15 protein-coding genes are annotated in these 13,146 nt (G+C 73.6%); 7 read left to right on the top strand and 8 right to left on the bottom strand.

The annotated features are described in order from the left end of the window. Positions 1-12: 12 nt before the first annotated feature. The 3 genes from AB0H71_RS07160 to AB0H71_RS07150 form a co-directional block, all read right to left on the bottom strand. Positions 13-732 carry a hypothetical protein gene (locus AB0H71_RS07160; RefSeq protein ID WP_357015849.1) on the bottom strand — a complete coding sequence of 240 codons (720 nt, stop codon included), beginning with the start codon at positions 730-732 and terminating at the stop codon, positions 13-15. A gap of 69 nt (positions 733-801) precedes the next feature. Next, positions 802-1,149 (bottom strand): UBP-type zinc finger domain-containing protein, encoded by a 348-nt coding sequence (locus AB0H71_RS07155; RefSeq protein WP_357015846.1) that lies wholly within the window; start codon positions 1,147-1,149, stop codon positions 802-804. A 7-nt stretch (positions 1,150-1,156) separates the two neighbouring features. Further along, positions 1,157-1,729: an AAA family ATPase gene (locus AB0H71_RS07150; protein ID WP_357015844.1), complete on the bottom strand. Its 573-nt coding sequence runs from the start codon at positions 1,727-1,729 to the stop codon at positions 1,157-1,159. Positions 1,730-1,793: 64 nt separating this feature from the next. Between AB0H71_RS07150 and AB0H71_RS07145 the strand changes: the two genes are divergently transcribed. Next, positions 1,794-2,507, top strand: a complete 714-nt coding sequence (locus tag AB0H71_RS07145) for an isochorismatase family cysteine hydrolase (protein WP_357015841.1) — start codon at positions 1,794-1,796, stop codon at positions 2,505-2,507. Here the strand turns inward: AB0H71_RS07145 and AB0H71_RS07140 are convergent. Beyond that, the gene (locus AB0H71_RS07140; RefSeq protein ID WP_357015838.1) at positions 2,459-3,406 is read right to left on the bottom strand and encodes an alpha/beta hydrolase; all 948 of its coding nucleotides are present in this window, start codon (positions 3,404-3,406) and stop codon (positions 2,459-2,461) included. The two genes, AB0H71_RS07145 and AB0H71_RS07140, sit on opposite strands and share 49 nt — an antisense overlap. 175 nt (positions 3,407-3,581) lie before the next feature. On the opposite strand from AB0H71_RS07140, the gene AB0H71_RS07135 reads away from it, so the two are divergent. Next, a complete protein-coding gene (locus tag AB0H71_RS07135; RefSeq protein WP_357015835.1) occupies positions 3,582-3,812 on the top strand; it encodes a hypothetical protein in 231 nt (76 codons plus the stop codon). A 35-nt stretch (positions 3,813-3,847) separates the two neighbouring features. After that, the gene (locus AB0H71_RS07130; RefSeq protein WP_357015832.1) at positions 3,848-4,519 is read left to right on the top strand and encodes a cutinase family protein; all 672 of its coding nucleotides are present in this window, start codon (positions 3,848-3,850) and stop codon (positions 4,517-4,519) included. 8 nt (positions 4,520-4,527) lie between these two features. Here the strand turns inward: AB0H71_RS07130 and AB0H71_RS07125 are convergent, their stop codons facing one another. Genes AB0H71_RS07125 through AB0H71_RS07115 form a run of 3 tightly spaced genes read right to left on the bottom strand, consistent with a single transcriptional unit; the run spans position 4,528 to position 9,609 of the window. After that, a complete protein-coding gene (locus AB0H71_RS07125; protein ID WP_357015829.1) occupies positions 4,528-5,841 on the bottom strand; it encodes an NtaA/DmoA family FMN-dependent monooxygenase in 1,314 nt (437 codons plus the stop codon). Between the two features lie 13 nt (positions 5,842-5,854). Further along, the gene (locus AB0H71_RS07120; protein ID WP_357015826.1) at positions 5,855-7,792 is read right to left on the bottom strand and encodes an ABC transporter ATP-binding protein; all 1,938 of its coding nucleotides are present in this window, start codon (positions 7,790-7,792) and stop codon (positions 5,855-5,857) included. Next, positions 7,789-9,609: an ABC transporter ATP-binding protein gene (locus AB0H71_RS07115; protein ID WP_357015823.1), complete on the bottom strand. Its 1,821-nt coding sequence runs from the start codon at positions 9,607-9,609 to the stop codon at positions 7,789-7,791. Before AB0H71_RS07115 ends, AB0H71_RS07120 begins: the two co-directional genes overlap by 4 nt. A gap of 239 nt (positions 9,610-9,848) precedes the next feature. Between AB0H71_RS07115 and AB0H71_RS07110 the strand changes: the two genes are divergently transcribed. Both AB0H71_RS07110 and AB0H71_RS07105 read left to right on the top strand, forming a co-directional pair. Continuing rightward, positions 9,849-10,790, top strand: coding sequence for a TauD/TfdA family dioxygenase (locus AB0H71_RS07110; protein ID WP_357015820.1), 942 nt, complete (start codon positions 9,849-9,851; stop codon positions 10,788-10,790). A gap of 135 nt (positions 10,791-10,925) precedes the next feature. Next, the gene (locus AB0H71_RS07105; RefSeq protein ID WP_357015817.1) at positions 10,926-11,564 is read left to right on the top strand and encodes a TetR/AcrR family transcriptional regulator; all 639 of its coding nucleotides are present in this window, start codon (positions 10,926-10,928) and stop codon (positions 11,562-11,564) included. Position 11,565: 1 nt separating this feature from the next. On the opposite strand, the gene AB0H71_RS07100 is transcribed toward AB0H71_RS07105, so the two are convergent. Next, the gene (locus AB0H71_RS07100; protein WP_357015814.1) at positions 11,566-12,042 is read right to left on the bottom strand and encodes a carboxymuconolactone decarboxylase family protein; all 477 of its coding nucleotides are present in this window, start codon (positions 12,040-12,042) and stop codon (positions 11,566-11,568) included. Positions 12,043-12,154: 112 nt separating this feature from the next. On the opposite strand from AB0H71_RS07100, the gene AB0H71_RS07095 reads away from it, so the two are divergent. Together AB0H71_RS07095 and AB0H71_RS07090 are read left to right on the top strand one after the other, a co-directional pair. After that, positions 12,155-12,829 (top strand): hypothetical protein, encoded by a 675-nt coding sequence (locus AB0H71_RS07095; protein WP_357015812.1) that lies wholly within the window; start codon positions 12,155-12,157, stop codon positions 12,827-12,829. Further along, a complete protein-coding gene (locus AB0H71_RS07090) occupies positions 12,829-13,140 on the top strand; it encodes a type VII secretion target (RefSeq protein ID WP_357015809.1) in 312 nt (103 codons plus the stop codon). Before AB0H71_RS07095 ends, AB0H71_RS07090 begins: the two co-directional genes overlap by 1 nt. Positions 13,141-13,146: the final 6 nt, after the last annotated feature.

Below are 13,146 nucleotides of genomic sequence, written 5' to 3'. Positions count from 1 at the left end.
CGGCGCGCGGGCTCAGGGCTCCCAGGTGATCCGGCCGCCCTGGAAGTCCTGGGCCTTGCCGTCGCCGAAGTCGTACTCGTCGCTGGTCGGGTAGCCGTAGCGGCCGCCGTCGCCGCCCGCCGCCACCCACTTCTCGCGCAGCGCGCCCCACACCACGTGCGCGCCGGAGGCCGAGGCCCAGTAGATCGCGCCGCCGTTGAACAGGTTGTACCGGCCGCCGCGGGCGCCCGCCTGCTCGTCGGTGACCGGGAAGCCGAGCGCGCTTCCCTCCCAGCCGTAGCTGCCCCACTTGTCCCGGATCAGGCCGCTGACCTGGTGCGCGGCGGTCCCGAGTGACCAGTAGACCGAGCCGCCCTGGAAGTGCGCGAAGCGGCCGGTATCGCCCGGCGTCGCGGCCTCGCGGGTGACCGGGTAGCCGAGCGCACCGCCCTCCGCGCCGAGCTGGCCCCACTTGTCCCGCACCGGCCCGGTGACCGTCTGCGCGCCGGTCGCCTCCGACCAGTAGACCGCGGCATTGCGCGCGAACCCCTGCCACTTGCCGCCGCGCGCGGCGTCCTGCTCCGGCCCGGTCGGCTCGCCCAGCGCCTCCACCCCGCCCGCCGCGTCGAACTCGATCTCGATCGCCCCGCCGACCTCGAACGGCCCCACCGGCCGCGCCCCCGCCGCCTGCGTGCCCGCCGCCAGCAGCAGTGCCGCCAGCGCGGCCGTCGTCGTCACCCTTGTCGCTCGCATGGAGTTGCCCTTCGCCGGTCGAGTGGGAAGATCGGGGTTCAGGGTACCGAGGCGCCGCCGCGGCCCGCGTCAGTGCAGCAGCTCACGCCAGTTCGGCGGAACCCGGTCGGCGGGGCCGGGGGCGGGCTGATCGGCCGGTTTGCTCTCCGGCGGCGCGAGCTGCGGGCCCTCGTACATCTGCTCGTCGCGGTAGTCGTAGTACCAGTCCTCGCCCGGCTCGAAGCTGGTGATCAGCGGGTGGCCGGTGGCGCCCGCGTGCGCGGTGGCGTGCTGGCTCGGCGAGGTGTCGCAGCAGCCGATGTGGCCGCAGGCGGCGCAGCGGCGCAGGTGGAACCACCAGCCGCCGTCGCGCTCGCACTCCAGGCAGCCGGTGCCGCTCGGCGGGGCCGCGGGGTCGATGGGGGAGGTTTCGCTCACCGGTTCATCAAACGCCGCGGGGCGGTTCCGGGCAACCGCTCGGCGAATCCTCCGGGACCAGGGTCTCGGGCCAGCGGGCGCGGATGGCGGCGACGGTCTGCTCCGGGGTCTGCGCGGAGGTGTCGAGGCGGAGGCCGATGGGCGGGGTGCGGTCGCGGAACTCGCGGTCGAACGCGGCGGGGGACCAGCCGCGGTAGCCGGTCTTGGCGCGGGCGGCGTCCCTGGCGGCGAGGACGGCCGGGCCGGGCAGCAGGACGACGACGCGTAGCGGGTGGCCGGTGAGCAGGGTGCGCATGCGCGCCAGCGCGGCGCCGGGGTAGAGGTCCTGGAGGACCGGGGTGATCCCGGCGTCCGCGTAGCCGCGCGCGACCGCGGCGGCGAGCTGCTGCCGCAGGGCCAGCTGGGTTTCGGCCTCCGCGCCGAGCGGCGGCTCGGGTTCGGCGCGGCCGCTCACGATCCACCGCCGGAAGGTGTCGCCGCGGACGTGCGCGGCGCGCGGCAGCGAGCGGGCCAGCAGCTCGGCCACGGTGGACTTCCCGGCCGCCATGGCGCCGGTGATCAGGACGATGTCCGTGGTCATCCGGGGGAGGGTAGCGGTGTGTCCGTCACCGGCGACAGCGAATTTCGGTGCGACACTGCCGGACATGAGCAATGGGGAGGTGCGCGCGCACGACTGGTTCGTCGCGGAGCGGGAGTACCGCAGGCACGAGGAGCGGCGGGGGCGGCGGTTCGCCTACCCGGTGCTGGATCCGGGGCGCACCGCGCTGGTGGTGATCGACATGATCCCCTTCCACGTGGCGGGCAACCCGTACTGCCGCGGCATCGTCGCCCGGATCGCCGACCTCGCCGCGGTACTGCGCGCCGCGGGCGGGACGGTGGCGTGGGTGGTCCCGGCCACCCGCCCCCCGCTCCCGCACGCCGTCGAGTTCTTCGGCGCCGCGACGGCCGCGAGCTACGCCCGCTCCGGCGGCACCGGCCCCTCGGCGGAGCGGCTCTGGCCGGGGCTCGGCGCCGAGCCCGGCGACCTCTACGCGGAGAAATCCGCCTACAGCGCCTTCTTCCCCGGCCGCAGCGACCTGCCGGAGCGGCTCACCGCCCGCGGCATCGACACCGTGCTGGTGGCCGGCACCCTCACCAATGTCTGCTGCGAATCCTCGGCCAGGGACGCGGCCACCCTCGGCTACCGGGTGATCCTGCTCGCCGACGGCACCGCCGCGCGCCGGGACGCCGACCACAATGCCACCCTGCACGTGGTCTACCGCTCGTTCGGCGACGTCAGGGTGTGCGCCGAGATCGCGGGGCTGCTCGCTCAGGCGGCCAGCGCCGAGCGCAGCGAGTCCACCTGGGCGGCGAAGTAGTCGCGGGCCACCCCGGTCTCGGCGGCGACCTCGTCGAAGCCGTGGAAGGCGCCGGGCACCTCCAGTACCTGCACCTCGACCCCGGCCGCCCGCAGCCGCTCGGCGTAGGCGAGGTCCTCGGCGTGGAAGAGGTCGAGGGTGCCGACGCCGATCCAGGCGGGGGCGAGCCCGGCCAGGTCGGTGCGGCGCGCGGGCACGGCGGCGGCGGGGTCGGCGCCGCGCAGGTAGGCGCGCCAGCCGAAGCGGTTGGCGGCGGTGTTCCAGAGGCGGAAGGTGCCGGTCTCCAGCTCGGCGCTGGTGGAGCGGTCGTCGAGCATGGGGTAGGAGAGCACCTGCAGCACCGGGCGCACCCCGCCGCGGTCGCGGGCGGCGAAGGCCAGTGCCGCGGCCAGGCCGCCGCCCGCGCTGGCGCCCGCGACGGCGATCCGCGCCGGATCGATCTCCGGTTGCGCGCCGAGCCACTGCAGTGCGTCGTAGCAGTCGTCGAGCGCGGCGGGGTAGGGGTGCTCGGGGGCGAGGCGGTACTCCACCGCCGCGACCACGGCGTTCAGTTCGTCCGCGAAGGTCCGGCAGACGCGGTCGTTCTGCCGGGCGGTGCCGAGGACGTAGCCGCCGCCGTGGATCCACAGCAGGGCCGGTCCCGGCGCCGCGGCCAGCGCCGGACGGTGGATCCGGACCGAGACGTTCTCGTTGACCTCGAAGACCTCGGCCCTGCCCGCCGGAACGAGGTCGCTGAGCCTGCGGATGAGCGGCAGGGTGAGCGCGGTGACCGGCCGGCTCGGCAGCAGCCTGCCGTGCAGCCGCAGGTCGGGGTGGAAGGCGGAGGGGTCGAGCCGGGCGCGCACCGCGCCGAGCAGGGCGGCCGGGCCGCCGAGCAACCGTCCGGGTAGTGCCGTCATCTCGGCCCCCTCCCCGCCCGGGATCGGACGGCTGTCGTGGCCGGGTCACCGGCGAACTCTCCGGGCAGTATGCCCCCTCCGGTGCACCGCGGGGTGCGTTTCGCGGCGGTGGTCTGGCAGGCTGCTCGGTGAGCGCCCGCCCGCGGAGGCGGCCCGAACAGGAAGCCGGTCCGAGATGCCGCACGTGGAGATCAGCCACTTCCCCGCCGAGCTCGACGCCGCCGCCCGCGCGCGGCTGGACGCCGACATCACCGCCGCCATCACCCGCGCCTTCGGTGTGCGCGACGGCGCGGTCTCCATCGGGCTGGCGGCGGTGCCGAAGGAGGAGTGGACCGAGCGGGTGTACCGGCCGCTCATCACCGAGCGCACGGACCCCGCCACCCTCCTGCGCGGCCCGGACTACTGAGCAGCACCTCCACCGACACCGACGACGGAGCAGCGATGACCTCCACGACCGCCGCCCTGCTCGCGGCCGCACTGACCGGCGCGGGGATCGCGCTCACCGCGCCGGCGGCGGCGGCCGCGCCCGGCTGCGGCGACGCCGAGCTGGTCATGGCGCGCGGCACCGACTACTCGCGCCCGGTGGCCGAGAGCTGGGCCTCCGTGGACGACCCGACCGTCGGGCGGCCGCTCGACGCCGCCGTGCGCGCCGCCCGCCCCGACCTGAACTGGACCCTCTACAACGTCTCCTACCCCGCCGACACCACCGGCCCGCGCTCCCGCGCCATCGGCGCCGTCGACCTGGTCGCGCACCTGGTGCTCCGGTCCGTCGAGTGCCCCGCGACCCGCTTCGTCCTCGCCGGGTACTCGCAGGGCGGCGAGGTGCTCTCCAACGCCATCGGCATGGGCAGCGACGACTTCCCCGCCACCGCGGTGATCCCCGCCCCCCTCGCCCCGCGCATCGCCGCCCTCCTGCTCTTCGCCAGCCCCATCCACGTCTACAACACCGCCATCCCCGAGCCCTACGCCGCCCGCACCGCGCAGTACTGCGTGCCGCAGGACCCGGTGTGCAATCCGGCATCCGCACTGCCGCCGGACGCGGGCTACGGCGCCCACACCCGCTACGGCGAAGCCGTCACCGCCGCAGCCGCTTTCGCGGCCGGACGGCTCTAAGCCGCGCCTCAGCCGGTGGTCACCGGAACCGCCGGATCCGGCAGCCCGAAGCGGGCGCGGACCGTCGGCTCCGGATACCCGTCCACCAGCGCCCCCGCCTCGCGAAGCAGCGGAACCACATCCCGCACGAAATCCGCGAGATCGTGCGGCAGGGTCGGTGGCTGGACGGTGTACCCGTCGACGACCCCGTCCCGCCACCAGTCGAGAATCTGCTCCGCCACCTCCGCGGGCGTCCCGAGCACGAGCCGATGCCCGCCCTCGACCCGCCGCGCGATATCCCGCAGCGTCAGCTCCTCGCTCGCGACGAGGTCGTGCAGCGAGCGCGTGAAGCCGACGGGCGACTGCTGGTCCTCGTCGGGGAGGAAGAGCTCGGGGAGGAGAACGGCGTCGGGGTCGAAGGGGATACCGTGCCGGTCGGCGAAGGCGCGGAGGAACGACTCCTCGGAGGAGTGCCCGTTGAGCTCCTCGTGCCTGCGCAGTGCCGCCGCGCGCGTCGGGGCGACGAGCGGAACGAGCCCGGGCAGCAGGCGAATCGCCTCCGGATCCCGCCCGTGCGCGACGGCGCGGGCACGCACCCGGGCGCGATACGACCGCGCCGCGTCCTTGCCGAGCAGCGCGGCATAGAGCAGGTCGGCGTGCTTCCCGGCCAGGTCGATCCCGGCGTCGGAGGCACCGGCCTGCGCGATGAGCGGATACCCCTGCGGCCCGAGCGGCACGTTCAGCGGCCCGCGCACGTCGAAGAACTCGCCGTGGTGGTCGATGGTGCGCGCGGTGGACGCGGTCCACAGCGGATCGCCGAGCACGGCCGGCGCGGCGCCCGCATCGTGCTCCCAGCTGCGCCACAACTCCTTCACCACCTCGACGAACTCGTCGGCCCGCCGATACCGCTCGGCCCGGCCCGGCAGCGGCGCGGCGCCGAAGTTGGCGGCGATATCGGGGTTGAAGCTGGAGACCACGTTCCAGATCACCCGCCCGCCGGAGATGTGGTCCAGGCTGGCCAGCCGCCGCGCCAGGTTGTAGGGCGCGTTGTAGGAGCTGGAGGCGGTGATCACGAAGCCGATATCGGGCACCCGCGCGGCGAGCGCGGTGCAGAGCACGATCGGGTCGAGGGTGTGCAGGGGCCTGGTGCCGGGCGCGCGCTGCAGGGCGGGGTGGTCGGAGAGGAAGACAGCGTCGAAGCCGGCGCCGCGGGCCAGCTCGGCCACCGCGACGTAGTGCTGGAACGAGGTGAACCGGTCCCAGGCGGCGTCCGGGGCGAGCCACGAATTGCCGTGGTAGCCGGTGCTGTTCACGCCGACGTTGAGATGCAGTCTGCGGGGCATGGTTGGTCTCCTTCTAGCCGGGAACCCGGCTGGTCACGGAATCGCGGGCCCAGACGGCGTGCAGCCCGGCGTAGCGGCCGCCGCGCGCGATGAGGTCGTCGTGCGGGCCGTCCTCGGCGATCCGGCCGTCGTGGAAGAGCAGCACCCGGTCCGCGGTCTCGGCGGTGTGCATGCGGTGCGCGATGGTCAGGGTGGTGCGGCCGCGGGTGAGCCGGGCCAGCGCGTGCTGCACCCGGACGTCGGTGCCCGCGTCCACGCCGCTGGTGGCCTCGTCCAGCACCAGCAGGTCGGGGTCGACCAGCGCGGTCCTGGCCAGCGCCACCAGTTGCCGCTCGCCCGCGGAGAGCGCCTCGCCGCGCTGGCCGACGGGGGTGCCGAGGCCGCCGGGGAGCCCGGCGACCCAGTCGGCGAGGCCGAGCCGGTCCAGCACCTCGTGCACGGCGTCGGCGTCGGCGCCCTCCCGGCCGAGCGCGATGTTCTCGCCGACGGTGCGGTCGAAGAGGAACGCGTCCTGCGGCACGATGGCGACCCGGCGGGTGAGCGCCTCGTCGGCGATCTCGGTGAGGTCGGCGCCCCAGAGCGTGAGCACGCCGCTGGTCGGCAGCAGCTGCCTGGTCACCAGTTTGGCGAAGGTGCTCTTGCCGGAGCCGGTCTCGCCGACCACCGCGACGTGCTCGCCGGGCGCCAGCCGCACGCTCAGCTCGCGCAGCGCGGGCCTGCCCGGCACGTACTCGAAGCCGACGCCGGCGAGCCGGACGGCGGGCGGCCCTGCGGGCAGCGCGACCCCGGCCCGCGCCTGCTCGACCGGCAGGTCCAGGATCTCCACCACCCGGCGCAGCCCGGCCTCGGCATTGCGCGCGTCGGCCAGGCTGGCCACCGCGAACTGCATGGGCCGCACGAAGAACGTCACCAGGAAGAGGAAGGCGACGATACCGCCCGCGCTCGACCCCAGCTCGGCCCCGAACACCCCGACCCCGGCGGCGGTGCCCGCCACCAGCACCGACGCGGTGATCAGCCCGCTCGCCACCTCGCCAACCGAGACGTTGAACCCCATGGGCCAGAGCGTCCGCCGCTGCGTCGACCACACCGCGTCGATCGCGGCGTCGGCGCGGGCCCGCATCCGCTCCTCGATGCCGTAGCCGCGAATCGTGTCGATCCCGGCCAGCAGCTCCAGCAGCACCGCGTACAGCTCGCCGACGGCGCCGCGCACCGCGTCGAAGCGGCGCGACACCCAGCGCTGCAGCAGCCGCCCGCCGACCGGGACCAGGGCGCCGATCACCAGCACCAGCAGCGCCAGCGGCCAGGAGTAGACCGCCATCACCGCGAGCGCGAGCAGCATCTGGGAGATGTTCTGCACCAGCGTGATGCCACCGGCCTGGGCGTACAGGGTGATCACGTCGACGTCGTTGGTCACCCTGGCCACCAGCGAGCCCGCCGAGTCGGCGCGCGGGTCGGCGGGGGAGAGCCGGAGGATCCGGGCGAAGGCGGCCACCCGCAGGTCGCGCAGCGCCCGCTCGACCGTGCGGACCAGCTGGAAGTTCACGAAGGCCGAGCTCAGCATCGCGAGCAGGACCGCGGTCACGCCGACGCCGACCGCGAGGGTGACCACCTCGGTGCGCCTGGCGGCGTCGACATTCGCGAGCAGGGCGTGGTCCAGCGCGTACTGGATGGTCACCGGGATGACGATGCGGCCGGAGGCGGCGACGGCGGCCGCCGCCAGGATCACGGCGAGCGTGCGGCGGGACAGCACGGTGTCGCGGCGCACCCGGCGCAGCAGCGCGAGGGTGCCGTAGCGCCGTGCCGCGGAAACGGCTCCCGCGGCGGGAGCCGATTCCCCGGCGGCCGCTGCACCCGTTTCGGCTGCCGTAGCCGCTTGGGCAGCAACACCCGCTCGGGCCGCGGTGGCCGGTTCGTTGGTGGTGCCCGCCCGTGCGCTGTCGGCCCCGCTCACCCCAGCACCTCCGCGGTGTCGTAGGCACCGAGCAGGGCGCGATACCCCGGCTCGGCTTCGAGCAGCTCGGCATGGGTGCCCTGCGCGACGATCCGCCCACCCGCCAGGAACACCACGGTGTCGGCGAGCGCGATGGTGGCGGCCCGGTGCCCGACCAGCACCACGGTGGCGTGCCGCTCGTCGCCCGCGTACTCGGCGCGCAGCGCCTCGATCACCGCCCGCTCCACCAGCGGGTCCAGCGCCGAGGTGGCGTCGTCGAGCAGCAGCAGCCCCGGCCGCCGGAAGACGGCGCGCGCCAGCGCGATCCGCTGCCGCTGCCCGCCGGAGAGCTGCGCGGTGTCGGAGAGCTCGGTGTCGGCCCCGTCCGGCAGCGCCGCCACGAAACCGTCCGCGCCGGCCACCTCCAGTGCGTGCCGCAGCGGGCCCGGCGCGCCGAGCGTGACATTGGCGCGCACGGTGTCGGCGAAGAGGAAGGCGTTCTGGGTGTCCAGGGCGGTCCGGCGGCGCACCGCCTCCGGCGCGAGCAGCCTGGTGTCGACGCCACCCACCGCGACGCTGCCGCGATCGGTCTCCAGCAGGTGCGCGAGCAGGGCGAGCAGCGTGCTCTTGCCCGCCCCGGTGGCCCCGACCACCGCGACGACCGCCCCTGGCCGTACCGCGAGGGTCAGGTCGCGCACCGCGGCGGCGTCCGCGCGCTCGCCGTAGCCGAACCAGGCGCCGGTCAGCTCCAGCCCGACGCCACCGGCCCGATCGGGCAGCGCGTGCTGCCCGGCCGCGGGCCGCTCGGTGGCCTCGAGTATCCGCCGCACCCGGGTGTGCCCGGCCACGCCGAGCGGGAGCACGCCGAGGAAGCGCGCGATCACGTTCAGCGGGATGGCGGTGGTGATGAGCAGGTACACCACCTCGACCAGGGCGCCGACGCCGAGCAGCCCGTCCTGCACCCGCGCCACCCCGACCGCCAGGATGACCAGCGCGGCCAGCGGCGGCATGAGCTCGATGGCCGGGTCGAAGACCGCGCCCGCGCTGCCCATGCGCCGATTGGCGGCGCGGGATTCGTCGGCGGCCGCGGCGAACCGCGCGATCTCCCGATCGGTGATGCCGAGCGTGCGCACCACCTGCCGCCCGGCCACCGCCTCGTGCGCCAGCCCGCTGAGCACCGCGCGGTGCCGCTGCGCGTCCCGCGCCCGCGGGGCCAGCACCTTCTGGTAGAGCAGGTTGGCGGCGAAGACCAGCGGAATGAGCACCGCGGCGACCAGCGCCAGCCAGCCGTCCACCAGCGCGATATCGCCGAGTACAAGCAGCAGCATCACCGCCATGCCCGCGGCGAAGGGGAAGTGCTGCATGGGATCCCACGCCGTCTCCACATCCGAGACCACGCCGGAGACCAGCTGCCCGGACGGCCGCCGCCGGTGCCAGGAGACGCCGAGCCGCAGGTACTGCGCCACCACCGCCCTTCGGTCCGCGGCCTCACCGCCGAACTGCACGACCCCGGTGGCGACCCCGCGCCCGATGATGGTGACGATCCGCAGCAGCGATACCCCGAGCACGAACCCCGCCGCCACGACCGCCGCCCCCACCGGGAAGTGGTCGTCGCGGAAGCTCGGGAGCACCACGTGATCGGTGGCCCAGCCCACCGCCTTGGCCGCCAGCACCATGCAGACCGCGTTGATCAGCGCGCAGCCGACGGCGATCGCGGCGGCGAGCGGCCGGTCCCGGCAGCCGCGCAGCATCATGGTCAGCCCGGTGCGCAGGGTCCGGGAATCCCGCCCCGCCGGTTCCTCGACGCCGGCGAGCAGCGCGCCCCTCCCGAATGTCATCGACGGCAACACTTCGCGTTCGACACCGTTTCCTCCTCCACACCTCCCCGAAACAGTGCGATGGACTCATTGCCGAAAGCAACGAAATCGATCATGCCGATCGGAATGCGAAATGAGGGTCAAGCCGAACTTCACCGTCGGTGTAGGCAATCTTCCCGATTCCAAATCGCGGTCGTCGCCCGCCATCGGAATAGCCTGGCCCGCATATCCTTCTCCGACCGACCGAGGTGGTGGGCTCGATGACAATCGCTGCGTCCGAACCGATTTCCGCGCAATCGTCGATCACGGTGGCGCCCCAATCCGGCTACACCGGCGCCGAGATCTCCGGCGTCGACCTTTCCCGGGAATTGTCCGACGGCGTGATCGCCGAGATCCGGCAGGCCCTGCTGAAATGGAAGGTCGTGTTCTTCCGCGACCAGACCATCGGGCACGCGGAACAGATCGCCTTCGCCCGCCGATTCGGCAGGGTGACCCCGGCGCACCCGTACGAGGAGAATCCGCCCGCGGGTTTCCCGGAAATCCTGCCGATCGATTCCCGCCGCTACGACAAGCTCTACGGCCGCAAGCGCACCTCGTACGACAGCAGCTGGCACACCGACGTCACCGCGCTGATCAACCCGCCCGCCTTCTCCATCCTGCGCGCCGACATCCTGCCGCCCTACGGCGGCGACACCGCCTGGACCAACCTGGTCGCGGCCTACGAGAACCTGCCGCAGGAGCTGCGCGACTTCGTCGACACCCTGGACGCCGAGCACACCTTCGAGAACCGGGCCGCCGCGGGCAGCGACCGCAACCGGATCATCGGCACCAAGCCGCTGCGCACCTTCCACCCGGTGGTCCGGGTGCACCCGGAGACCGGCGAGCGGGCGCTCTTCGTCAGCCCCGGCTTCACCCGCAAGGCCAAGAGCCTCCGCGGCTTCTCGCCTCGGCTCGCCGGGCACCTGCTGGAGGCGCTCTGGGAGGAGGCCACCCGCACCGAGTACAGCGTCCGGTTCCGCTGGCAGCCGGGCAGCGTCGCGTTCTGGGACAACCGCGCCACCGCGCACCTGGCCATCGCCGACGCCGGGCACCTCGACCACGACCGGGTGCTCTACCGGGTGACGCTCGAGGGCGACGTCCCGGTCGGCGTGGACGGCCGCAGCTCGGAATCCCTGGAAGGCGAGCCGTTCCACGGCTCCTGATCGGGGGCGCTCCCCGGTCGGCGCGGTGCGCGACGAGCACGCCGAGGACTGCGCCGGCCGCCGATCCCGGCCGCGGGATCACCCGCTCCCGCCGCCGGGTGAATCGGTCCCCGATCGGCCGATACAGTGAGTGCCGTGACAACGACCGGCAGGCAGTACGGGGGTCGCGCGATCTCCGAGCGCAAGCGGGAGCGGCGCGCCCGCTTCATCGCCGCGGCGATCCGGTTGTTCGCCGAACGCGGCTACCCGCACTGCTCGCTCGCCGACGTCTGCGCCGCCGCGGGGCTCTCCAAGCGGCAGTTCTACGAGGAGTTCGAGACCCGCGAGGACGTCCTGGTCGCCGCCTACGACCGCATCCAGGACGATGCCGCCGCCGCCGTCGGCACCGCGCTCTCCCGCCTCGGCCCCGCCACCGACCCGCACGCCGGCCTCACCACCGCCTTCACCGCCTACCTCGGCTCCATCGACTCCGACCCCTACCGCGCCAAGGTCGCCTTCCTCGAGGTGGTCGGGGTCAGCGAGCGCATGGAGCGGCACCGCCGGGAGCGGCGGCACGGGTGGAGCCTGCTCATCGAGATGGCGGTCGGGCCGATCGCCGGGCCCGGCGCGCACGTCCGCGGGGAACCCATGCTCGCCGCGGGCGCGCTGATCGGCGCGGTCAACGGGGTCGCGCACGAGTGGCTGCTCATGGATCCGCGCCCGCCCGTCGCCGAGCTGGTCGATCTGCTCGTCCCGGTGGCGCTGGCCATGATGGTGCACCCCGCCCCGGAGTGACTCACTCCCTGGCGTGCACCTCGTGCCCGCTCACGATGGAGATCCGGTTGAACGCGTTGATGGCGATGGCGATCCAGGCGACGGCCGCGAACTGGTCGTCGTCCAGGTGCTCGCGGGCCGCCGCGTAGGCGCGCTCCTGCTCGTCGTGCGGTGGCAGCGTCGTCACCGCCTCCGCCAGCGTGAGCGCCGCCCGCTCCTGCTCCGTGTAGAGATCGGCCTCGCGCCACGCCGCCAGCACATGCAGCCGCTGCTCGGTCTCGCCAGCCTCGCGCGCGGCCCTCGTGTGCACGTCCAGGCAGCGCGCGCACCCGTTGAGCTGGGAGAGCCGCACATTCACCAGCTCGACCAGGTGCCGGTCCAGCCCCGCCCGCTTCGCCGCCTGCTTGGCCGCGAACGCGACCCCCACCTGGCTCTTGTACACGGACGGGCTCTGCTCGTCGATCCGGATGCGTTCGCTCACCGGGCAATTCTCCCGCATCGCGTGATCGGCGGCCGACAGACCGGGATTGACAGGGTTGGGACCGGCGGCTTTAGTTATGGCAGGGTCGGCGTTCCAAGATGCCGGGGGGCACCAGCGACGGGGGAAAGTAGTGGATTTCGGCAGCCTGCTTCAGGGCTTCGAGGAGGTGCGGAGCGCTGTCGAGGCCAGAGCCGCCACCTATCTGTGGATTGATCGGACAGCACGAACCATGGACCGGTCGGGCCGGGATGCGAGCGGCGCGGTGCACACCGAGCTGGACCACGACAACATTCCGCGACGGTTCACCATTTCGCAGAATTGGCAGTCGCTGCTGAACGGGCAACGCCTCGACGCGGCGATTCTCGAGGCTTTCGGAGCCGCCTACGCGGACGGCTGGAAGACGGCACGCGAGGAGGTCGAGGCCGCCGGCCGCCGGGGTGTGCCGCCACCTGCCCTGGTGCCCGAGGCTCGAACCGTCCCGGTTCACAGCGCGGCCGAGGACCTCATCGAGGAGGTGCTGGCCATTTCGGCGCAACCCCTTGCCACACCGTCTCGTGATAGCAGTGATACGCCGCGCGCGATCGAGTTCGCGTTCTCCGAGCACGGAATGTCGGGCTGCCGCATCGACCAGGAATGGGCGGAGCGGCAGGCGACCAGCCGGCTCGCCACCGAGATCAACGCCGCGCTGCAAACGCAGCGCGACGAGTACGCGCACGGCCGGGTATCGCCGACGGCGAAGCTCACCGCCGCTGCCGAGCAGCTGATCGCTCTGCTGCACAGCAACAACGTCACCGGGGGAAACTGATGGCACCGACGCCGGAACGGGTCACCGTCGCGCTCGACGCGCTCCGCAAACAGGCGACCGGCTGGGCCGAGCGGGCCACTGATCTCGGAGATGTCGCCGACGAGATCGGCGAGTACACCTACACGACACTGCAGGCAGGGCTGTTCCTCGGCTTCGTGGACAAGTACGACGAAGTCGTCGCGCAGATGCAGACCCGGCTGCGCGAAGGCGAGCTGGCGATGAAGGAGATCGCCCGCACGCTGAATACCGTAGCCGGCGTGTACGAAGACGAAGAGCGTGCGCAGGCGCACGCCATTCACAATCTCTACTGAACAATC

The organism is Nocardia sp. NPDC050697, assembly GCF_040654395.1.
In the GTDB taxonomy this organism is placed as follows: Bacteria; Actinomycetota; Actinomycetes; order Mycobacteriales; family Mycobacteriaceae; genus Nocardia.
This window is presented reverse-complemented; position numbering and strand designations above follow the sequence as displayed.